Consider the following 19,237-nt stretch of genomic DNA (forward strand, 5'->3'; position numbering starts at 1 on the left):
CTTGGCCAAAATTGGAGCCAAACTGCTGGCCATGGCCGCCGGAATCTGGCACAACTGGAAAACCGGAGCACCCCACAAACGCTCCCTGATCGCCTACGACCACTAAAATCAATAGGAATTAATCATCTAGGATTTCTCCGCCTATCAATCTGACCAATCCAACACAGCAGCAAGATCCCTAACCCTGGTTGAGTCCAAACAACGCAAAACCCCGGCGGGCTTCGAACTGACGTTCGAGCCGACCGGGGCGTGATTGCGTTATGAAAAGTTAGTTGGAGCCCATTGCGCTGCTCATGAGCGTTTCCATGATGCGCTGCTGAGCGTCTTCCTGACTCAGGACACTGTCGTCTTCAGGACGTGCTGGCGATTCGGTTTCGCCCCAGCCGGTGAACTTCATGCTCATTTCGTCGTCGGACAGTTCATAGAACTTCGGCGCCTCGTGATCAGCAATCAGGACCAGTTCTTCGCCGTCTTCACCGGTGTAGACCCAAACATCGATGTCGTCGCGGACCTCGTGGGTACCTTCGTCTGAGACTTCGTCACGGTCGACTGGAGTATCGTCGGATTCTCCCTCGCCGGTCCAGTCATCTTGCAGATTAGAGAACAGTGAACCGATGTTGAACTGGTCATCGTCACCGGACAGTTCGCTGCTGAAATCGATCCAACTGCCAGAAAGCTCTTCAGCGGCAGCATCAAGCTGCTCTTGCTGCGATGCATCGAGGCCCATACCTTGGCCTTCGAACATGGCGAACAGGGCATCTCCGGAAATAAATGCTTCCTCTTGGCCAAAGACGCGCATGAAGTCGTTTTCGCCGACGCTGACAGCGGTAGCCGAACCGTCAAGAGCTCCGTAAATGCTCATGCTTGTGGCGTCACCGAACATCTGCTCGACCATCGGATCATCATCGGCGATCAGTGCGAGATCGGCGGTCATGGTGACCGATCCTTCGTTCTGCATGGTTTCCCACATCAGGTCGTCGATCTCAGACAATGCCGGTACGTCTTCAACGCCTTGTCCACAGCCGGCCAGTACGAATAGCGAGGCAGAAGCAGTCACTGCAAGCATGTTTCGAGAAATACGTTTCATGGTCTCTCCAGTATTGAGGTGCATGGTGATGTTGCATCGTCGCGTCATACCCCACCGTGTAGTGCAGGCAATCCACCGACGGTTCCAGCTATTGAACGTAGCACGATGCTTCAAAGCACAACTGATGGTGACCAACCGCCAGAAAAGCAACCGAAAGCAATCACGCTTTTACACTTGATTTTACTTGAAACTTTTTCTTATGTGTCGACGGCGAAAATGATTCTGCTGAACAAATTGCAGTGAATCACGCCACGTCGAGACTGCCGGTACCTTCGACTTGGACGCTGAGCTCGACCTGATGTTTAGCGGTCTGGGCACCGTACGTTTTGAGTTCAGAGGTCAGGTCGACATTCGCGCGCTGGCACAACTGATCGGCAGCTACGTTCTATAGGCTTTGACCACAACGGTCGACTCGGTGCCCCTACAACAGCTGAAATGACCAGCCCACGCACAGCGCTGCTGGAATGGTGGTTCGGTGCTGCACAGGGCTGTCTGGCCGCATCAGTTACTACAGCAGGTGATAGCGCTGGGACTCAGAGTGAGCAGCGCCGGGGTGGTATCACAACTGCTGGGGAGGTCGGTGGTGCAGACGCCGGTTTCTGGCAGATTCAGGTGGACGTCGTCGGCGGCTTGACGATCGCCAGCCAAGGCGGCAGCGATGGAGCGGACTTGTTCATAGCCGGTGGCCATCAAGAAGGTCGGGGCGCGGCCATAGCTTTTCATTCCGACAATATAGAAGCCGGGTTCTGGATGGGCCAGGACGCGTTCGCCGTGCGGTGCCACGCTGCCACAGGAATGAAACTCGGCATCGATCAGCGGACCCAGCTGACGTGGTGCTTCCACGGCGGGGTCCAGGTCTAGACGGAGTTCTTGGAGCATGGTCAGATCTGGTCGAAACCCGGTGGCTGCGACCACCGCATCGACTTCCAGATCCTGCATGCCCTGCGGGGTCTGGGTCGTAACACTCAGCGCCGTATCGGTGGTGGTGAAGCCTGTGATCATGGTGGATGTGTGCAGGGTGATCGTCCCGGGTTCCACCAAGTGGCGCAACCGGGTGCCAAGCGCGCCACGGGCAGCTAACTCATCCTGATCTTCGCCGCCGTACACCCGGCTGGGATCGGTCGACCGGATCGCCCAATGTATCTGGGTGTCAGGTGCCGTGGTGGCCAGCTCGGCGAGATCGAGCAGGGTATTGGCTGCGGAGTGGCCTGAACCGACGACGAGCACTCGACGATTGGCAAACCGGTTGCGGTCAGCGCCCAGCACATCTGGCAGTGGAGCAGTGATCCGGCCCTGCTCATATGCAGTGTGTTCACCGGGGGCGGGCAGTCCGGATCGGCCCAGCGGATTGGGCTGATTCCAGGTGCCCGAGGCATCCAAGACCGCTTGGGCGGCCAGGTCTGTTTCGGTGCCATCAGCGGTTCTGACTCGCACCAGTAGCGGGGTCTCGGCGCGGTGGGTGCTGCGGGTTTTGTCGATGCCGTCTCGGGACACGGCCACCACACGAACACCGGTTTGGATGCGGTCACCTAGAGCCTCAGCCAGTGGGGTCAGGTAGTCGTCAATGAGTTCTTGGCCGGTCGGCAGCGCATCTGGGTCGGGCGCGACCCAGCCGGTGGTGTCCAGCAGGCGGCGTGCGGCGTCATCGATGTTGTATTGCCACGGGGAAAACAGCCGGGTGTGGCCCCAGTCGCGGATGCTTGCGGCAATATGTTCCCCGGACTCCAGGACCAACGGGGTCAGGTCGCGTTCCAGGACATGGGCGGCGGCGGCCAGCCCGATGGGGCCAGCGCCCACAATGATGACAGGCAGGGCAGTGGTGGTCTCAGGGGCAGGGTCAGGCATGATCAGGTCGTGACTTTCTGTTCGGGGGTTAGGTCGTGAATTAACTGGATGACGCGGCGTTTAATGTCATCACGGATACCGCGGACGGCTTCGAGGGCTTGGCCTGCGGGATCGTCTAGTTCCCAGTCTTCATAGCGTTTGCCCGGATAGATCGGGCACACATCCCCGCACCCCATGGTGATGACCACATCCGAAACCTGCACTGTCTCTGGGGTCAGCACCTGCGGGGTGGCCTCAGTGATATCAATACCTTCTTCGGCCATGGCAGCTACGGCCACCGGATTGAGGTCATCGGCTGGAGCGGAGCCGGCAGAACGCACGGCAATGCGGCCATGGCTGAGCTCTCGGAGGTAGCCGGCAGCCATTTGGGAACGACCCGCGTTATGGACACACACGAACAGCACGGAGGGTCGTGTCTCCGCCGCGGCGTTTTGAGAAGAGGGTGCTGGGATCATGAGATCACCTTTCAGGGGTGCTCAGTTCGGCCAAGAGGGCACGAACGCGAGCCTCGATATCATCACGCACTAAACGCATCCGCGCTATACCGTCGATGCCGCGTGTGGAGGGTTCATAGGTGGACCAGGTCTCCATGGTGCCAGCCATCCCGGCCACCAGCTCGAGGTTGGCCTCGTCCCCGACGAGGATGACCCGATCCACGCGGCGCAGCAGTTCTGGGTCAATGGCCTGCGGGGTTTCGGCGGACATGTCGGCACCAACCTCTGCGATGACCTCTGCGGAGAGTTCATTAATGGCGTTCCCGGGGTGCGTGCCGGCGGAATGCACTTCGACCCGTTGGCCAGTGGTTTCGGCGTGGTAACGCATCAGGGCGGCAGCCATTTGGGATTTGCCGCCATTTTTCACACAAACGAACAGCACGCTGGGTGTGGATGGAGAGGTCATGAGGTGACTTTCTGTGTGGTAGGAACAGGGACGGTGGGATCGTTGGGGAACAGTCGGCGGCCCAACCACAGGGCAACATAGACTAGACCCACCAGAACCGGGACTTCAATCAGGGGGCCGACGACCCCGGCCAGGGCCTGGCCGGAGGTGATGCCAAAGGTGCCAATCGCCACGGCAATGGCCAGTTCGAAGTTATTGCCCGAGGCGGTGAACGCCACCGATGACGATTTGGCATAATTCAGGCCCAGTGCCTTGGAGACCAAGAAGCTGATCAGAAACATCGCCACGAAATAGATCAACAGTGGCACCGCAATGCGAGCCACGTCCCACGGCTGGGAGGTGATCGCCTCGCCTTGCATGGCAAACAACAACACGATGGTAAACAGCAGTCCGTACAGCGACCAGGGGCCGATCTTGGGCAAGAACGTGTCTTCATACCAGGCGCGGCCCTTGGCCTTTTCGCCATAGGTGCGGGTCAGGAACCCAGCCAACAGCGGGATGCCCAAAAAGACCAACACGGACACCACAATGGCCCCAAGAGAAAACTCTGCGGAGGTGGTCTCTAGTCCCAGCCAGGACGGTAGGGCTTGTAAGTAGAACCAGCCCAGCGCTCCGTAAGCGACAAGTTGGAACACCGAGTTGATGGCTACTAACACGGCGGCGGCTTCGCGATCCCCGCAGGCCATGTGATTCCAGATAAACACCATCGCGATGCACCGGGCCAATCCGACAATGATCAACCCGGTACGAAACTCGGGTAAATCAGGCAAGAACACCCAGGCCAGGATGAACATAAACGCCGGGCCGACCACCCAGTTCAACACCAGGGACAAGATCAGCAGTTTCCGATCCCCGGTCACTCGGTGGGTTTCGTCATACCGGACTTTGGCCAACACCGGGTACATCATCACAAGCAAGCCCACGGCAATCGGCACCGAAATCCCACCAATACTCAGCGAATCCAACATGGTGTTCAACCCCGGTACAAAACGGCCCAGCGCCAGGCCTAGACCCATGGCCAGCAAAATCCACACCGCTAACCATCGGTCCAAGAAGGACATTTTCTGCACGACCGGTGCCGCATTCGGCACATTGACGGCGGTAGTCACAATTCCAGCATCCTTCACATTGATGGTTGTCTATCGGTGACACACATTAGCCTGTCATATCGACAAACGTCAATGTATGCTTGAGGCATGACCACGACCGAAAATGCACCAGATCGTTTAATCTCGCCCACGAGTGGATGCTGTTCTCTGCATGGCAGTCCCCTCGACACAGCGACCGCAGACCGGATGACGGCTAAACTCAAAGCTCTCTCTGATCCCACCCGGCTGCGAGTCCTCTCCCACGTGGCAGCACAAGGCTGCGAATCCGTGTGTGCGTGCGACCTCATCGACGTCCTCGATATCAGTCAGCCCACCATCAGCCATCATTTGAAAAAACTTGTCGACGCCGGACTCCTCACCCGCGAACAACGCGGCAAATGGGCCCACTACACGATCATCCACGAAGCATTCGATGAACTCCGCGACTTCCTCAACATCCAATAGATCCAAGCAAATGGGTCTCTCTGCACTCATTGAGCACGATCTACTTTGGTGATCGGCAGCTGAGACCGCTAAGCGACTCTGAGGAAAACTCTCAAACGAAATTGACAGTCACACGTTCGTTCGATCCGTTGAACTCCTAAAAATCGTCATCGTCAGGTGTCAATTCGCATGAAAGCCCGTTCCGAACACGTTAAAACGGTGAATCGATCGGCATTCGACACAAGACCTGCCTCAACCCTCTTTGGTAGCCTGTCACCACCATCACCTCACACCACACGAGAGGACTTGATTATGAAACGCGCCGCGACCCCGATCGCCGTCCTCATCGCACTGGCCTTTACAGGCTGTAGTGCGAACCCCGATCAGGCCAGCAGTCCAGCCAGCTCCGCAACAATCGAGTCCAGTCCGGTGGCTGCCTCGCCTGAGCAAACCGAGACCGCAGATTCTCAAAACACACCTGCTACCGACGTTGACACTGATGGTCCTTTTGCAGCCGAGAGTCTAGAGCACTTACTAACCACCCTAACGACCGTCTATCACGACAATGCGGGGCATGAGAACTTCACTGACGATTGCGATGCCCCCTTTGAAACCTTGGAGGAATTCCAAGTCTGCAGTCCAACCGATCCCGTAGGGTACTTGGCCTCGATTGACTCACCGCGTGATGGCGTCCTCATCGTCACGCTCATGCCACAAGCCTGGGGCGGTGGCGAATACGATCCCGACCGCGTTTTCACAGTCCCCTACCTTGCTGGAAATTTGCACAGCTACATCGGCAGACACACCGCTGGCCCATTACAAGTCACCACGAAGACTCCCGATGGCGAATATCAAGCAACCGAAGGCCGAGTCCCCCCAAGACGATAATTCGGATGCACCACAAACTGAGGCGGAACTGGAAGCCTGGGCTGACGCTCGGTTTGAAGACTGGCTCCGCAGCATGAACTTCACCTATCAGGGCTTGTGCGGAGGGGTCGATTCGGTGGCAGACTACCGACAATGTGTTCCTGATGATCCACACGGCTACATCACGAGCGTAGAGGCACCCGCCGCCGGGGAGCTGATCGTGCGTGTCGAAAACGGCGCTTGGCAGGGTGGCCCATACGAACCTGCGACTCAATTCATGGCGGGCAATATGGCCCTCAAAATCGGCGAATATTCCAACGAGCTCGAGCTTCTGACCGTCGTGACTGAAGAGGGGGAGAGCTACAGCGTAGGCTTCGATCCAAACAGCGGTACTTATACGGAGCTGACACGTGAACCATCCCCGTAGCCGTCACCTCATGATCGTAAACATGCTTGAGGCCCCGGAGATATAATCTCGGGGCCTCAAACAATCTCATCACTCACACCTTGAAGAGGATGTTTCTACACTAAAAGATCTTCCTGTTCGCGAGCTTGGTCTTGGCATAAATTCAGCACAAAGCTTTCTGGCAAGACGCTGAGCACCAGGATTATTCTCCTTCCGCTCCCTGCCTGAGGGCTAGATATTCGCTCAGTTTCCGTGGCGGATTTCTACTCGTCGATTCGCGGCATAAGTGCCCGGTACGTCAGGATCTTCTGTCACCGCTGGTTCTGCATCGCCGAGCCCCTCGGCAATGATATCGAAATCTGACCGCTGATCCTCAAGCGCCTCTGCGACAGCTTCGGCGCGCTTTTCGGATAACTCTTGATTGTCGAAGTCATAGGCTTCTGACACTGGTCGAGAGTCGGTGTGGCCGGTGACCGAAACCTTTGATCCATCGGGAACATCTTGGACAAGTTCTTCCAATTTTGCCGATGCTGAGTCGGGTAGTTCCCAGCTATTGGGGGCGAATAGGATGTCGGCTTCCAAGACGATCACGTCGTCTTCTTCGGCTTCTTGGTCGCCGAGTTCTTCGATGAACCGATCCATATCAAAACGAATAATGGCCTGCTCGCGATCAGGAGTAAATACTGCTCGATCCCAGTTCTCTTGTCCAAGTTCAGGACGATCTTCGGGCTGTGGTGGTTCAACCTTCTGATCAGTCGCATTAGCAATAACTGCTCCGGGAAACGCTAAAGCACCGGCCAGACACGTCACGATCACGCTGCGGGATATGCGTGGTTTCATATTAATCATCCTGGGAGTCGTCGCTCGAGGTAGTCGACGCAGGTTCGTTGGAACCCCAGTCAATGGTCACGTCCCGGAACTCTTGCATACCGGGAATGACGGCGATATCGACCGTCTCGATGTCATCTTCTGGCGTGGGGAAATACGCCCAGTGCACGTACTGGTCTCCGGAACGAACCTCGACATTGCCGATGGCTGAGGCCCAGGTCCCGGTCGCAAAGCTTCCGCCAGTCCAGCCGCCACCCTGGACGAATTGGTTCGTGGTTTCACGCGGCACATGATAGGCCTTGAAGTTTTCACGATCACTGACCACCGGCATGAGCACCGAGTTAGCGGAGGAGCCGTGGAGGTCTTTGAACTTGACGCCTTCGGTAGTTTCATCGGCAAACTCCGGTTCAAAAACAATCGATACTAACATCGCATCGCCCTGCACCTCTGGAGCAAGGACCCCCATGGTGATCTCACCCTCGTGACCTTGCATCGGGTAAGTAATGGTCTGTAGCGCATCATCCATACTCTGAGTAACATCGCCAAGCTGCTGCTGTTCTGAGTTATCAGATGCTGACGTTTCAGAGTCTTGCTGGGCTACTTGAGGTTGCTCGCCGCCGTCGCCAGCGGCGTTTTCCTGGGTTGTGCCACACGCTGTTAGTGCCACGATCCCCAATACCGCGAGTGCCGCGTGACGCTTGGATATCATAATGTGCTGTTCTCCTCAGGTGCTGGTGATGAGACAGCACTGGCTTGGGCTGCCACCAGATCATTTTTGCAAGCAATGCTTGTACATTCAACTTGCCACCCCGGGTCCCAAGACAGCTGATAGGCCCCAGCGCCCGTGCCGCCGCACGCCGCAGCCAAACACTCCATTCATGCATGTCAAAGATTCTTTTCTTCGCATCAAAGAGTACCTTGGGCTAGAATAATGACATGCACTGCAATGCATGTTCAGGTTTTTGGAGGACTCATGAGTATCGAATCAATTCTCGGGATTGATAACAGCGACCCCGAAAGTCGCCATGCCGATTATCTGGTAGAAGCTGACCTTAGGCTCATGAGAGATCTCGTTACATTCCGGAAGGGACGAAACGTTTCCCAAGCGACAGTGGCCGAACACATGGGCATCGATCCGAGTGGCGTTTCGAAAATTGAAGCGGGCCATCGAGATCTCTTGCAGTCAACAATCCAACGTTATGCATTGGCCGTTGGCGCCGTTATCGACCACAAGATCCTCGCATTTGAAGAAGTCGACTCTGGGTCGGCTCAGTCTGAGCATGCAAACTAATCAGCGGCATAGCCACCTCAATTGCAGCGTGAATCATGAGCCTCCGGTGTAAACCGAGTGATCCCACTCGTACTGCTCTGGTGTGGATGTAGCAAAGCGGAGTCGATACGGCTCGGGAGCGTTGAACTCATCGAGCAGCATCGCAACGAGATCGTCTCCGGTCAGCCAGGTCCGTTTGAGTCGTTGTTCTCTGAACTCACCGAAGCCAAGGTAGGCCAGTTCGTCTGAATCGATGAGCTCTTGCAGGCTCATGTTGGCTCGCATGGTCCCGATGCGCAGCACGCTCACGGGTAGGCCCGATGAATCACTGGCGAACCGGCCGAGTGCTTCCATATACGCTTTAGCCGCGCCGTACATGCCGTCGGGGCGAGGTGGATCCGAGGGTTTCACATGACCATCGCCGCGTCCAGCAAGGTGTTCGCGCTCGTGCCATCCGGCGGCGTGATTACTGGATGCCAAGACAACACGGCGGGTGCCATGCTGTATTGCCGCGGCCAGGATGCGGTTGGTTGCATCGATTTCGATGGCATATAAGCCGTCTTTTCCGTCAGCAGCACCGGTTGCCAAGTGCAACACGTAGTCCGCTTCGGATATTAGCCGCGTGAGTAGTGCCTCGTCGTTGAGATCTGCCTGATGCGTCTCAACGAAATCATCGTTCTCAATGGGTGCGGCGTCGAGGCCTATCAGCTCATACGATTCCGACAGCTGCCCAGATATCAGGCTGGCGACGCTCCCTGCAGCACCTGTGATCAGGATGCGCTTACCTTGTGGTCGCGGTTCCCAAGGCAGTCCAGATGCGGGTGCTTGTACGGGAAGATCCATGCTGCCATCAAACCATTCAGCACTTCGGAGTTCAACGCTTACCAACAAAAGAAGGTTATCAATACGGCCTGTCTTAACGAGTTTTCAGGCTCACGCACACCACCCGACAACGTCCGAATAGTCTACCTAGACCAGAGAGCAACCAGAGCTGACAGCCCAGCCTCGACAATCTGTTCTGGCGCCTTATCTTGTTCAGCATGTAACTGCGCATAGGTTGGGGCCAGGCTGTTGTCGATGGGCGCTTCCGGTTCATCATTGGCGGCAGGTGCTGTGGTTGCGCTTCCAATCACAAAGTTCGAAAGCGCGTAGGCAGTGGCGAGAGGGTCGGACACCTCCATTTCAATGAGCAGCTGACTCATCCGTTCTGAAAGCTGGAGATAGTTTGGTCCTCGTGGCGCACGCATGCCGATGACCTGACAAGCCCAAGGATGACGAAGGAGATGACGGTAGTACTCGATCAGCAGGACGTGGATGTCAGCTTGGGCAAGAGCTTTCTGCATGTGGGGATCGTGTCCCAGCACTGCATCAAGTGCAAGATCGAATAGATCATCGACTGAGTTCACTCGAGAGTACAAGCTAGCGGGAGCCACGGCGATCCGACCAGCCACCGCACGAACGGTTAGAGCACGGAAACCACCCTGGTCAAGTAGTTTAATCGCGGCTGTGGCAATAGCCGCAGGGTCCACCGCACGCGCTCGGCGCACCGGTTTCTGCCTACTCCAATAACTCACACGCACCCCTTAACCGAACTATGTTAGTATAACGCACATGATCGACTCTAGCCTTCTTCCACTCAGTAGCGATCACGTAAGGCTTCGAGCACTAGAACATAAGGACGCCGAAGCTTTCGCGGGCGGAAGCGCCGATCCCCTTGTCCGAGAATATGGGCATCTCCCTCAGCCGAATTACACAACCGATTCCGTTGTGAAAATGATCCGCGAGGAAGCCACCCCCGGTCTTGAACGCGGAGATCTAGCGGTGCTGGCGATTGCCGACTCGAATGACAACTTCGCAGGCAGCCTCGTACTGTTCAAGGTCACTGACGATGAAGCTGAAGTAGGTTTCTGGCTCCACCCGAACTTTCGCGGCGTTGGCCTTTCGAGCTCTGCGGTTGCACTTGCCGCTCAACTTGCTCTACGCAGTGGGCTCGTTCGACTCTTCGCACGAACGGCCGTGGAAAACATCGCTTCCCAGCGCGTGCTCGCCCAAGCTGAATTTGAGGAAACAAACCGAAGTGCAGATGTCGCTCCTTCAGGAGAAAAGTTGGACCTGGTGCATTTCCAACGAAACCTCTAGGTTCCTAACCACAACGCCTGAATCGGTACACGACTAGCCCCGTCTTGCCGTGACCTATCGGTCACTGATCAGCGTGCTAGGACGAACAGCTCGCGTGGGCTGCCATCCGGTGCCGGGTCGGTCAGACCTCGCGAGGTGAAACCATTTTGTTGATAGAGAGACCGTGCTGCTGCGCCACCACTGTGGTCTGCAGGGAATGTAACCACCGAGATGTCATCGTCGGGCCAGTAAGACATGGCGAATTTAATGAGGGTAGTACCCAGACCCTGACCTCGATAGTTTTGATCCACAGCGAGCCATCGAATGTGCTGAGGTTTTCCTGGTCCGCTCAACAGCATCGCCCCGACCACTGAACGGTCCTGAAGTATGACTGTTGCAGTTTGTCGTTTGATGCCCTTCTCAATATGTGTTTGCAGATCGGGCATGGGACCAAATAAATGTTCGACCGTTTGCGCCAGCTCCAACCAAGAATCAACAAGGTTCGGAGTGCACACTTGCGGGGCATTCATGGCTGTCCGATCGACGTCGTCTAGCGAACCACTTATCAAAGACAAGTGTAGCCACAGCTCCAACTGCCGCGAAAAGTGGGATAACGAGAGCGAAGACGAAACTCAAACCTGTCAGTCCGGTCTGTATCATGATGGTCGCTAAAATATCCTGCAAGACGACGCCGAAGAGCAGCCCACCAAGGAGACCAAGTGCAACGATACCTACGGTTCGCCATTTGTTCCTCTGTTTCTGTGGCGGCTGCGGTGAACGGTTCGCAGCGTCACCAGTCGGCGATACTGTGGGCGCTTCAGCAGCGGAAAGTGGCCACTGGACTCGGGCGTTGAACGCGTGAACCGCAGCATCAGTCTTCGCCTCGTCGGCATTGGTGCGAGGTTCGTCAGCTTCACGGGGATCACCAGGGCTGCTTGGTGTATGTGGCATGATTTTCCTCGTTTCAGTAGCGTTCGATAGTCTCTGCGGGTTTGACGCCGCGAAGCCGCTGGAGCAGCAATGCCAGCCCACCTGCGGTCAATCCCCAGAGTGCATTCGTTAGCAGCATGGGCACTATGGCAATCGGGTTAGCCAGGGGGCCATCGAGTCGACCGTCGATCATTGGCGACAAAATGCCACTGAGGATGATGGAGAACACCGCGTAGGTGAGTCCGGTAAACAGCAGCGTCACCACAGGGTGGCGGGTCTTACTGATACCCACGACCGCTATCCATATGGCCGAAATGACCAGCGTAATAGCGATGGGGGTCGCGGCGCCGAGATCAACGTCGATTTGATGTCCGACGATTCGTATAAGTGGTCTGATAAGCGCGAGCGCTCCCAGTCCGATGATAAGGGGCCATGATAATGTGTTGATTTTCTTCATGCCCACTACGCTAGGAAACCGAACCAGTGCTGACATCAGCCCTGGCTCTCGATCTATGTCGCTTTTCGTTTCGGTTCTTGTACGTTGAAAAGCGACCATCGTTTCCGCCTCAAGACCCATGACTGCGCAAATCCCCTCACGTAGGCTGGTCACCATGGGTGAGCGTGTTTCAAAGGCTCCAACCGCCTTCTCGAATGATCATCAGGTTGATGGTCATACGCCGGCCTGGGTGGTTGACGCTCTGTTTGGAACTGCAGTGGCACTGTCCCTGGCACTCATTATTGCCACCAGCGCAGACACCGCACGGCCACCGAATGTCCTCGCCTATGTATTTGCGTTCGGCTTTGGTGCTTTGCTGATGTTGCGTCGAAGCATGCCCCGGACCGTGCTGGTGCTCAGTGCGCTAGGAATGTTTGCCTACTACGCCCTGGATTATCCCGCGATTGGGGTGGCTATACCTCTTGTGGCGGCTCTCTTTTCCAGTGCAGAGGCCGGTCTCATGGGGTGGCCTGTCGGTGTTGCACTGATCGTGTTTGTGGTTTCGATGTTCTATCGAATCCTTGACGGCGGCGAAGCGCTCGGATTCATACTTGGCTACGAGACAGTGTCGAACGTTGCGCTGTTTACCGCAGCGATTGCACTGGGATATGGTGTTCGGGCGCGGCGCCTACGAGCCCTCCAGCAAGCAGAGATTGTGAAGCTTACCGAAAGCCAACTTGCACGTGAAGCCGAGCTCCAGGTGCAGAAGGAACGCGAACGCTTCTCCCGGGATCTGCACGACATTGTAGGCCACACCATGTCGGTTATTTCCTTGCACGCCGGGGTCGCTTCAGAAGCCGTCGGGAACGATGACCGTGCCGCAAGCGAAGCACTCGATCGGATCCGTACCGCCAGTAATCGCTCATTGCGCGAGCTACGTTCGATGGTCCGGATGCTGCGTTCCCCAGCCGAGGGTCGCGAGACGCATCGCGTTCAATCACTGTCAGCGATCCAAGAGCTGGTCGACACCGCCAAGGGCGCTGGCATCGAGATAGATACTGCGATCGAGCTGGATCCTTCCGACCTTTCAGACACCGTGGATGTGGCTGCCTACCGGATGCTGCAGGAATCCATCACTAATATTGTCCGTCACTCGCAAGCTACCCGCGCCAAGGTTAAAGCGAATATCCGAGACGGGCGTCTTTGTCTTACCATCACCGATAACGGTCGAGGTTCAACCATGGATCATCAACGAACAGGCTACGGCATCGCTAGCATGACGGAACGGGCGAGGCTCCTGGGCGGGTCGCTCACCATCCATGCTTCGGAAGATGCAGGGTTCACCGTCAATGCCATCATCCCCACGAGGTTGCCATGATCAGAATTGTGCTGGTGGACGACCAGGAACTCGTTCGCACAGGTCTGCGAGCTCTTGCCCAACACGACGGAGATATCCAGGTTGTTGCTGAAGCCAACAACGGTACTTCTGGTCTCAATGCGGTGCGCCACCACAAACCCGACGTGGTGCTGATGGATATTCGAATGCCACAGATGGATGGTATCGCCGCGACCCGAGCAATCACTGCTGACCCATTACTCACTAACGTTCGAGTGGTAGTACTAACAACCTTCGACGAAGACGAAAACGTGCTTGCAGCAATCAAGGCAGGATCCGCTGGGTATCTTCTCAAAGACATCGCTCCCGACGATCTCCGAGAAGCTATTCGACTCGTCGCCGCCGGTGATGCTCTGCTTTCGCCAGCCATTACGCAAAAGGTCATGAAGACCCTGGCGGATAGTCCAGGTAGCCTGACTCGCCCAGACCTCCTGGAGGGCCTCACCCAACGCGAATGCGATGTCCTGGCACGAATCGGTTTGGGAGAATCAAACAATGAGATAGGCCAAAGTCTTCACATCAGCCCTGCCACAGCTCGCACCTATGTGAGCCGTCTTCTCAGCAAGCTCGATGCCCGCGATCGCTCACAACTGGTGGTTCTCAGCTACGAATCTGGCCTGATTACTCCTGGCGAGACGCAGCCCGATCATAGGTGAATATCCACGGTGCTTCTGTCAGTGTTCGCCCCGATTTTCATCAAGTAGTTCTTCAAGCTCGGCATCAGAGTATTTCGGCCCGTCGAGTCCGCACGGCCAAGGAGTCAGGTCCTTCACCGGAGGGGTATAGCACTCTTGGGTTATTCGAGCTGACCAGGTCCTGCCGCGCAGGCACCGGCTCCGATGTGATCGATGTGTACCATGGAGTTCGGGTCTGCCCATTGGAATCCAATGGCACCCTGAACATATGGATCGGTCGCGTCGAGTTGCTCTTCAACCCGGTCGCGAGTGGTCGGCTCCCGGGAATCGGGGGTGCCGCCACCGGGGGTCATCGCTTCGATCGTGACATACAGTCGTTCGGGGTCCACCTCGTGCAGGACGGCAAAGTATTCTTCGACCGTGACACTGTGAGCTTCGGATTCGTCAGCTTCCAATGCCGTCGTACCAACGCCCACGCCGTCCTGGGGTGAGACTAAAATGCGCGTGCCGTTACCCAGTCCGAGGAATTTTTCGTAGCCGCGGGCGGCAGTTTCGGGGCTGATGGTTTGGCGGTCTGCCCGGCCTTCCAGATACGGTGAGATGAGCACGGTCGCGCCCGGGGCGATGCCGTTGATGATCCGAGTTTGGCGGCTGTAATAATCGGTGACCGGGTTCCAGTGGTCTTCAGGAGTCAGGGGCATTTCCATAGCCAGATAGTAGCCGTCGGCACCACGCTGGTGATAGGCGGTGACGAATTTTTTGGAGAATCCGTCGACGACGTTGGCGTAGCTGTTATCGGGCAGCCAGGCTTCACCCGAGTCGCGCATCTGTGGCACCGGCAAACCGATGAACGCATTGGTGTCGTGTTGTGCTGAGGTGCGGGTCAGCGAGTGGAAATGATCCGCGCCGTCGGCAGAGGCCGTGATGACCACACTGTTGTCACCGGCGTCGATGATGCCATACGCGGTGTCGCCGGCCTGCACGATTTGGTCTTGTTCGGCCAGGTCAATGCCGTCCCAGTTCATCGCCACGGTGTATTCATAAGCGTCCCGGTCCCCTACTGCGTCGGCCACCTCGGCGGGATAGTCGCTGAGCTCGACCGGGACGATCCGGCCGCCGAAAGTCACGGCGTCGGTGTTCATAGTTTCCAGGATCTCACGGGTCTGTTGGTCGTCGGCCTGCGGGGACATGAAACCGGCTACGAATTCACCTTCGGCACGGCAGATGGGCGGTGATTCGGTCCCTGTTGGGGAGGGCGTCGCGGTGGGTGCCGGTTCGGTTTGATTCTCGGTTTCGTTGAGCTGGTTGATCCCGAAGGCGGTGCCGGTGCCGACCACTGCAATGATCAGGAGGCTGAGCAAGGTGCGAAGGTTGGCAGCCGGTCTCCTTGTGGGCTGTGGCTTCTTGCTCAACGGTGCTCCTTGTCATGTTATTCGCTGCGTTGTTCACCTGCGGTCGGTATGCGCTGGTGCTGACGAGTGTATCTGGTGAGTACCAGCGTATGGCGCGTGAACAACCGTGATGGTTCGCACAGTGGTCGACGCGGTGCACAGGCTACGGGTCCTGCACGTGGGCTACGCTGCCATCCTTGACGTAGAACTGCACGGAACCGCCGCGGCCAATTTCGCTGGACAGGTAGATGCGGGCCGTGAGGTCATTGGTATCGGCCAGGGGTGCTCCTCGGGCGTCCACGCTGATGTGACTGACCTGGGTGTCAGGGGCACCGCCGTCGGCCATGATCTGTTGGGCTTGCGGGATGGCGGCGATGATCATGTTCCAATCGACGTCGTCCACATTGAAGACTTCTGCGGCGTCCACATCGACGGCTCGAGGATCATCGACGTCGTTGACAGCCCCAAAGTTGAAGGTGACGCGTGCGGTGGTGCCGGCATATTCCCCGGCACCGTAGTATGCCTCAATTCCCATGTGTCCACCGTGGTTTGTGATCTCGACGGCCCGATTCGACTCGGCAGCGGCCGCCATGTCAGCAACGGCCTGCTGAGCTCGGGCGGCGTCATACAGGTAGGTGTCTTGTTCTTCTTCCGTCAACAGGCTGAGGTGTTCTTCAGGCAACAGTTGGCCGTGGGCGTCGAGGCGGACTAATTCGTCACCGTGTTGGTGCTCGAAGTACAGGGCGACCGAAATATCGCCCATGCCTGTGTAGTCTCGGGTGACCGTTATACGGACCAACTCTGGGTTGCTGGCACCACGAGCAATCGCGATCTGTTCGGCGTCATCCACCCCGGCGAGGATGGCATCAAAGTCTACGTCTGCGATGCGGAATAAGGGTCTGATTTCATGGAGGTCCTGCATGAACGAGGGTTCCCGGTTGGCGACTTTGTGGTCTTCGATGGTCACCTCGTCGCTCGTGGTCGCTCCGGGTGCACTTGGCGCATCAGCGATCAGCTGCACGGGGCGAATCATCAGCTCCATCATGTCGTCGTGCCCCAACTCGTCAACGAGTGCATCCAGGCTGGTCTGGAGTTCCGCCGGGTCAAAGATGCCCACGTGGTCGATCGCCTCGATCGCATCATAGTCCCCTGCACCACCATCGACGAGGAGCTGCGCGTACTCGTGAGCTTTCGGGGTGGCCAGATACGGGGCACCGATGGCACCAATCAGGAAAGCCATCCCAAAGACGCTGACTTTTAGCAGCCCGCGCCCTCCAGCGCCGGTTGCGCTACGGCGTGGCAGCTCTATCGCCGTTGAGGCAGCCGCCAGAGACAGTCCGCTTGACGGCGCCGGGGTGGGTTCTTCGACGATCACCACATCGCCGTACTCCGCGGATGGTTAAGCCACGGTCATCAACGACCCGACGGTGATGTCATGAACATCAAGCAGGCTCACGATTTTTCGGGCCTTCGTCAGATACGGCGATGCCTCAGGCCGGTCAACCAGGAGCGTGAATTCGACCTGGGGTTGCTCATTGATGAACAGGCCCGTTTGACGACGACTAACGATCATCGCCGCACGGATGCGCCCGCTGTTGCGCACATCCTCTAGGTCCGCTCTTGCGATTACTGAGTTTTGCAGTACGCGGCCAAAGATCCACAAGGTCAGCAGTACCGCGGTGGCAATTGCGAAACCAACAAGCCAAGGAATAAAAATTTCAGAGTTGGTGCTCGTCCCCAAAATGAAAAGCGTGATTGACCCACCGAGAGTGATGAAAAATAAGGTTCTAATCATTGATTCTAGAGATTACCAAGCGATGGTGAACCAGTGGTAAAGGATAGTTTACATAGCGGCATGCCGATTCACTCGCTGCCTGGAGCATTAGAGGTCATGATATGTCATCACGGATGCTGAACCGGAGCCCTGATACCGATCGCCCTGTGCAACACATAGCTCGCTTCGAAAATCAGTCGGTTCAACAGAACGTCATCATCGAGATCTGCCTGATACGTTTCGACGGAAACGTCGTGCTCAACGGGTACATCATTGACGCGTTACAGATTACAAGGATTCCGCAAGCTGAGGTTTGAGACGTCCCGGCCACCCGGGAGATGGGGATGCGATGATTACGCGGTCGCGGTTCACTCTTCAACCCAGATGAAGAAAATTGGATCGGGAGCTCCATACTCTCTTCTAATGATGCAATTGCAGAGCAGATGGTGCTATGGCTGCCTGACCAGATGCAGCTCGCGCTGATACAGGGAGAACACTATTCATCAGCTAACGGAGGTAGTGCTTGGTCCAGCATTTCTTTCGTGAGTCGCCCCGATAATAGTGCCTCGATCCGGCTGACGTGTTCATTGGTAATCTCGACAGATGATACCCACCAGCTCAAGGCTTCCCATCGAATTTCCTCTGACGTTGTACCGCCGTACATCAATCTGCGGTTTGCGAGTACCGCAAGCTCGTTCACGTCACCGGTCACCTTGTTAAATTGGAACGCGGGGTATCTATGCGCAGTTGTACCAGGCACTGAGAGTACGGCTCCATGTTTTCGGTAATAATTGAGCAAAGACCTACGTGCACTTTCTTTTGGTTTGACTGTCAAATTTGCAGCCGCATCCTTTGTATAAAGCAGCTCAACGTCGCGAAGCATACGAGCCTGCGCGACACGTCTAGGATTCCTGGCATAGATATCATTCCAAAGCTCTTGTCTTTCCCAGTTTTCCGGGAAACCCATCGAATAGAGCCTGTCAGGTCGTTCTTCTGCAAATTCTAGAACCAGATTAAGCAGGCGGTCTCTCATCACGTTTGTGTGGTCAATACGTGCCAATAGGTAGGTAATTAACGCCAATGTTCCATAGACACGACTCGTGGTCCGTGTCACCGGACGTGATCGTTGAGACTTTCTATCGTGCTCCAGCAAATGTGTAAGTTCCTCTGCGGACTCTGGAATTGCTAGATGATTAATTCCTATTGATTTTAGTGGTCGTAGGCGATCAGGGAGCGTTTGTGGGGTGCTCCGGTTTTCCAGTTGTGCCAGATTCCGGCGGCCATGGCCAGCAGTTTGGCTCCAATTTTGGCCAAGAGTCCCTGGAGAGTGCGTGCGCCGTGGTGTTCCAATCCGAGTTGGCCTTTGAGGGTGTCAAAAATGGATTCAATCCACTGACGGACACCACCAAAGTTGCCAAACCGTGGGGTTTCGTCTTTGCGATCCGGCCGCAACAAGGTGGCGTGCAGGTCGTGGGTGATAAAGGCTTCGAAGGCTTTGCCGGAGAAGCCTTTATCACCCAGGATTACCTGACCAGGATGTAGTAAGTGGCGGCTGCCATCCAGCAGGGTTTGGGTGATGGCGCGTTCGCCCAGTTTGGGATTGCCTAACCCCGTTACCTTTTAGGTGTCACTGTTTTCCGGCAGGATATGCAGTGTAGGTAACCAGCTGGTTCCGGCATGATGGTTGCCCCCAGTCGTTGATGATCAGGGGGGTGTAGTCACCGGAACCAGTCTGGTTCGTTCGGATCGCTAATAGAAGCACGCTCCAAAATTTTGTGGGTCTTCGTAACGTGGATGTGAACGCACGAACCACCGGTCACCT

Annotated in this window: 22 protein-coding genes and 3 pseudogenes; 9 read left to right on the top strand and 16 right to left on the bottom strand. The window is 56.5% G+C overall.

The genetic code is table 11. The features are described 5' to 3' along the window. Nucleotides 1–106: pseudogene (locus K8V32_RS00730) on the top strand (IS982 family transposase); the annotation flags it as partial. Nucleotides 107–268: 162 nt separating this feature from the next. Here the strand turns inward: K8V32_RS00730 and K8V32_RS00735 are convergent. After that, nucleotides 269–1,087 (bottom strand): hypothetical protein, encoded by an 819-nt coding sequence (locus K8V32_RS00735; RefSeq protein WP_303901368.1) that lies wholly within the window; start codon nt 1,085–1,087, stop codon nt 269–271. Nucleotides 1,088–1,349: 262 nt separating this feature from the next. On the opposite strand from K8V32_RS00735, the pseudogene K8V32_RS00740 reads away from it, so the two are divergent. Continuing rightward, nucleotides 1,350–1,478, top strand: a pseudogene (locus K8V32_RS00740) (PH domain-containing protein); the annotation flags it as partial. A gap of 110 nt (nt 1,479–1,588) precedes the next feature. Here the strand turns inward: K8V32_RS00740 and K8V32_RS00745 are convergent. The 4 genes from K8V32_RS00745 to arsB are packed head-to-tail and all read right to left on the bottom strand — an operon-like array spanning nt 1,589 to nt 4,893. Next, nucleotides 1,589–2,932 carry an NAD(P)-binding domain-containing protein gene (locus tag K8V32_RS00745; protein WP_303901370.1) on the bottom strand — a complete coding sequence of 448 codons (1,344 nt, stop codon included), beginning with the start codon at nt 2,930–2,932 and terminating at the stop codon, nt 1,589–1,591. Nucleotides 2,933–2,934: 2 nt separating this feature from the next. Then, the gene (locus K8V32_RS00750) at nt 2,935–3,387 is read right to left on the bottom strand and encodes an arsenate reductase ArsC (RefSeq protein WP_303901373.1); all 453 of its coding nucleotides are present in this window, start codon (nt 3,385–3,387) and stop codon (nt 2,935–2,937) included. Between the two features lie 4 nt (nt 3,388–3,391). After that, nucleotides 3,392–3,832: an arsenate-mycothiol transferase ArsC gene (locus K8V32_RS00755; RefSeq protein ID WP_303901376.1), complete on the bottom strand. Its 441-nt coding sequence runs from the start codon at nt 3,830–3,832 to the stop codon at nt 3,392–3,394. Beyond that, nucleotides 3,829–4,893, bottom strand: coding sequence for an ACR3 family arsenite efflux transporter (arsB, locus tag K8V32_RS00760; protein WP_303901430.1), 1,065 nt, complete (start codon nt 4,891–4,893; stop codon nt 3,829–3,831). The genes K8V32_RS00755 and arsB overlap by 4 nt, the downstream gene beginning before the upstream one ends. A 135-nt stretch (nt 4,894–5,028) precedes the next feature. Here arsB and K8V32_RS00765 point away from each other — a divergent pair, with 135 nt between their 5' ends. From K8V32_RS00765 to K8V32_RS00775, 3 genes are all read left to right on the top strand, one after another. Further along, complete coding sequence (locus K8V32_RS00765; RefSeq protein WP_303901379.1) at nt 5,029–5,385, top strand: ArsR/SmtB family transcription factor; 357 nt, start codon at nt 5,029–5,031, stop codon at nt 5,383–5,385. Nucleotides 5,386–5,676: 291 nt separating this feature from the next. Further along, nucleotides 5,677–6,252 (top strand): hypothetical protein, encoded by a 576-nt coding sequence (locus K8V32_RS00770; protein ID WP_303901381.1) that lies wholly within the window; start codon nt 5,677–5,679, stop codon nt 6,250–6,252. Continuing rightward, on the top strand, nt 6,206–6,658 hold the full coding sequence (locus K8V32_RS00775; RefSeq protein ID WP_303901384.1) for a hypothetical protein: 453 nt from the start codon (nt 6,206–6,208) through the stop codon (nt 6,656–6,658). The genes K8V32_RS00770 and K8V32_RS00775 overlap by 47 nt, the downstream gene beginning before the upstream one ends. Before the next feature lie 222 nt (nt 6,659–6,880). On the opposite strand, the gene K8V32_RS00780 is transcribed toward K8V32_RS00775, so the two are convergent. Then, nucleotides 6,881–7,477, bottom strand: a complete 597-nt coding sequence (locus K8V32_RS00780) for an OmpA family protein (RefSeq protein WP_303901387.1) — start codon at nt 7,475–7,477, stop codon at nt 6,881–6,883. A 1-nt stretch (nt 7,478) separates the two neighbouring features. After that, nucleotides 7,479–8,174 carry a hypothetical protein gene (locus K8V32_RS00785; RefSeq protein WP_303901391.1) on the bottom strand — a complete coding sequence of 232 codons (696 nt, stop codon included), beginning with the start codon at nt 8,172–8,174 and terminating at the stop codon, nt 7,479–7,481. A gap of 264 nt (nt 8,175–8,438) precedes the next feature. On the opposite strand from K8V32_RS00785, the gene relB reads away from it, so the two are divergent. Further along, nucleotides 8,439–8,756, top strand: coding sequence for a type II toxin-antitoxin system RelB family anti-toxin (gene relB / locus K8V32_RS00790; RefSeq protein ID WP_303901394.1), 318 nt, complete (start codon nt 8,439–8,441; stop codon nt 8,754–8,756). Between the two features lie 33 nt (nt 8,757–8,789). Here the strand turns inward: relB and K8V32_RS00795 are convergent, their stop codons facing one another. Together K8V32_RS00795 and K8V32_RS00800 are read right to left on the bottom strand one after the other, a co-directional pair. After that, nucleotides 8,790–9,578, bottom strand: a complete 789-nt coding sequence (locus K8V32_RS00795) for an NAD-dependent epimerase/dehydratase family protein (RefSeq protein WP_303901397.1) — start codon at nt 9,576–9,578, stop codon at nt 8,790–8,792. Nucleotides 9,579–9,700: 122 nt separating this feature from the next. Continuing rightward, nucleotides 9,701–10,309 (bottom strand): TetR/AcrR family transcriptional regulator, encoded by a 609-nt coding sequence (locus K8V32_RS00800; RefSeq protein ID WP_303901400.1) that lies wholly within the window; start codon nt 10,307–10,309, stop codon nt 9,701–9,703. Between the two features lie 37 nt (nt 10,310–10,346). On the opposite strand from K8V32_RS00800, the gene K8V32_RS00805 reads away from it, so the two are divergent. After that, nucleotides 10,347–10,874, top strand: a complete 528-nt coding sequence (locus K8V32_RS00805) for a GNAT family N-acetyltransferase (protein ID WP_303901403.1) — start codon at nt 10,347–10,349, stop codon at nt 10,872–10,874. A 68-nt stretch (nt 10,875–10,942) separates the two neighbouring features. Here the strand turns inward: K8V32_RS00805 and K8V32_RS00810 are convergent, their stop codons facing one another. Both K8V32_RS00810 and K8V32_RS00815 read right to left on the bottom strand, forming a co-directional pair. Beyond that, nucleotides 10,943–11,428 (bottom strand): GNAT family N-acetyltransferase, encoded by a 486-nt coding sequence (locus K8V32_RS00810; RefSeq protein WP_303901406.1) that lies wholly within the window; start codon nt 11,426–11,428, stop codon nt 10,943–10,945. A 389-nt stretch (nt 11,429–11,817) separates the two neighbouring features. Then, complete coding sequence (locus tag K8V32_RS00815) at nt 11,818–12,240, bottom strand: hypothetical protein (protein WP_303901409.1); 423 nt, start codon at nt 12,238–12,240, stop codon at nt 11,818–11,820. A 154-nt stretch (nt 12,241–12,394) separates the two neighbouring features. Here K8V32_RS00815 and K8V32_RS00820 point away from each other — a divergent pair, with 154 nt between their 5' ends. Further along, nucleotides 12,395–13,597, top strand: coding sequence for a sensor histidine kinase (locus K8V32_RS00820; protein WP_303901412.1), 1,203 nt, complete (start codon nt 12,395–12,397; stop codon nt 13,595–13,597). Then, on the top strand, nt 13,594–14,271 hold the full coding sequence (locus K8V32_RS00825) for a response regulator (RefSeq protein ID WP_303901415.1): 678 nt from the start codon (nt 13,594–13,596) through the stop codon (nt 14,269–14,271). Before K8V32_RS00820 ends, K8V32_RS00825 begins: the two co-directional genes overlap by 4 nt. Before the next feature lie 140 nt (nt 14,272–14,411). Here K8V32_RS00825 and K8V32_RS00830 read toward each other — a convergent pair whose 3' ends face one another. The 5 genes and pseudogenes from K8V32_RS00830 to K8V32_RS00850 all read right to left on the bottom strand — a co-directional run. Then, nucleotides 14,412–15,662: a DUF4434 domain-containing protein gene (locus K8V32_RS00830; protein ID WP_303901418.1), complete on the bottom strand. Its 1,251-nt coding sequence runs from the start codon at nt 15,660–15,662 to the stop codon at nt 14,412–14,414. Nucleotides 15,663–15,804: 142 nt separating this feature from the next. After that, on the bottom strand, nt 15,805–17,019 hold the full coding sequence (locus K8V32_RS00835) for a hypothetical protein (RefSeq protein WP_303901421.1): 1,215 nt from the start codon (nt 17,017–17,019) through the stop codon (nt 15,805–15,807). A 21-nt stretch (nt 17,020–17,040) separates the two neighbouring features. Then, the gene (locus K8V32_RS00840; RefSeq protein WP_303901424.1) at nt 17,041–17,382 is read right to left on the bottom strand and encodes a hypothetical protein; all 342 of its coding nucleotides are present in this window, start codon (nt 17,380–17,382) and stop codon (nt 17,041–17,043) included. Nucleotides 17,383–17,911: 529 nt separating this feature from the next. Continuing rightward, nucleotides 17,912–18,475: a hypothetical protein gene (locus K8V32_RS00845; protein WP_303901427.1), complete on the bottom strand. Its 564-nt coding sequence runs from the start codon at nt 18,473–18,475 to the stop codon at nt 17,912–17,914. 149 nt (nt 18,476–18,624) lie between these two features. Continuing rightward, nucleotides 18,625–19,032 (bottom strand): annotated as a pseudogene (locus K8V32_RS00850) (transposase); the annotation flags it as partial. Nucleotides 19,033–19,237 lie beyond the last annotated feature (205 nt).

Origin of the sequence: Enteractinococcus helveticum (assembly GCF_020742345.1) — a bacterium.
GTDB lineage: Bacteria > Actinomycetota > Actinomycetes > Actinomycetales > Micrococcaceae > Yaniella > Yaniella helvetica_A.

Excerpts from the sequence above, each read along its gene's own strand:
- K8V32_RS00820 (WP_303901412.1), top strand. The coding sequence starts at position 12,395 with ATGGGTGAGCGTGTTTCAAAGGCTCCAACCGCCTTCTCGAATGATCAT.
- K8V32_RS00735 (WP_303901368.1), bottom strand. The coding sequence starts at position 1,087 with ATGAAACGTATTTCTCGAAACATGCTTGCAGTGACTGCTTCTGCCTCG.
- K8V32_RS00775 (WP_303901384.1), top strand. The coding sequence starts at position 6,206 with ATGGCGAATATCAAGCAACCGAAGGCCGAGTCCCCCCAAGACGATAAT.
- relB (WP_303901394.1), top strand. The coding sequence starts at position 8,439 with ATGAGTATCGAATCAATTCTCGGGATTGATAACAGCGACCCCGAAAGT.
- K8V32_RS00815 (WP_303901409.1), bottom strand. The coding sequence starts at position 12,240 with ATGAAGAAAATCAACACATTATCATGGCCCCTTATCATCGGACTGGGA.
- K8V32_RS00805 (WP_303901403.1), top strand. The coding sequence starts at position 10,347 with ATGATCGACTCTAGCCTTCTTCCACTCAGTAGCGATCACGTAAGGCTT.
- K8V32_RS00745 (WP_303901370.1), bottom strand. The coding sequence starts at position 2,932 with ATGCCTGACCCTGCCCCTGAGACCACCACTGCCCTGCCTGTCATCATT.
- arsB (WP_303901430.1), bottom strand. The coding sequence starts at position 4,893 with ATGTCCTTCTTGGACCGATGGTTAGCGGTGTGGATTTTGCTGGCCATG.
- K8V32_RS00795 (WP_303901397.1), bottom strand. The coding sequence starts at position 9,578 with ATGGATCTTCCCGTACAAGCACCCGCATCTGGACTGCCTTGGGAACCG.
- K8V32_RS00755 (WP_303901376.1), bottom strand. The coding sequence starts at position 3,832 with ATGACCTCTCCATCCACACCCAGCGTGCTGTTCGTTTGTGTGAAAAAT.
- K8V32_RS00770 (WP_303901381.1), top strand. The coding sequence starts at position 5,677 with ATGAAACGCGCCGCGACCCCGATCGCCGTCCTCATCGCACTGGCCTTT.
- K8V32_RS00780 (WP_303901387.1), bottom strand. The coding sequence starts at position 7,477 with ATGAAACCACGCATATCCCGCAGCGTGATCGTGACGTGTCTGGCCGGT.
- K8V32_RS00750 (WP_303901373.1), bottom strand. The coding sequence starts at position 3,387 with ATGATCCCAGCACCCTCTTCTCAAAACGCCGCGGCGGAGACACGACCC.
- K8V32_RS00785 (WP_303901391.1), bottom strand. The coding sequence starts at position 8,174 with ATGATATCCAAGCGTCACGCGGCACTCGCGGTATTGGGGATCGTGGCA.
- K8V32_RS00825 (WP_303901415.1), top strand. The coding sequence starts at position 13,594 with ATGATCAGAATTGTGCTGGTGGACGACCAGGAACTCGTTCGCACAGGT.
- K8V32_RS00765 (WP_303901379.1), top strand. The coding sequence starts at position 5,029 with ATGACCACGACCGAAAATGCACCAGATCGTTTAATCTCGCCCACGAGT.